Origin of the sequence: Pseudoalteromonas sp. BSi20439 (genome assembly GCF_000241165.1) — a bacterium.
In the GTDB taxonomy this organism is placed as follows: Bacteria; Pseudomonadota; Gammaproteobacteria; order Enterobacterales; family Alteromonadaceae; genus Pseudoalteromonas.
In genome coordinates this window covers 1-377 of record NZ_BADW01000203.1, presented here as the reverse complement: position 1 = coordinate 377, position 377 = coordinate 1, and the positions used below count along the sequence as shown (strand labels likewise).

Below are 377 nucleotides of genomic sequence, written 5' to 3'. Positions count from 1 at the left end.
TGACGAGCGGCGGACGGGTGAGTAATGCTTGGGAACATGCCTTGAGGTGGGGGACAACAGTTGGAAACGACTGCTAATACCGCATAATGTCTACGGACCAAAGGGGGCTTCGGCTCTCGCCTTTAGATTGGCCCAAGTGGGATTAGCTAGTTGGTGAGGTAATGGCTCACCAAGGCGACGATCCCTAGCTGGTTTGAGAGGATGATCAGCCACACTGGGACTGAGACACGGCCCAGACTCCTACGGGAGGCAGCAGTGGGGAATATTGCACAATGGGCGCAAGCCTGATGCAGCCATGCCGCGTGTGTGAAGAAGGCCTTCGGGTTGTAAAGCACTTTCAGTCAGGAGGAAAGGTTAGTAGTTAATACCTGCTAGCT

General features: G+C 54.4%; 1 rRNA gene. It reads left to right on the top strand.

The annotated features are described in order from the left end of the window. Positions 1 to 377 (top strand): 16S ribosomal RNA (locus tag P20439_RS15525); the annotation flags it as partial.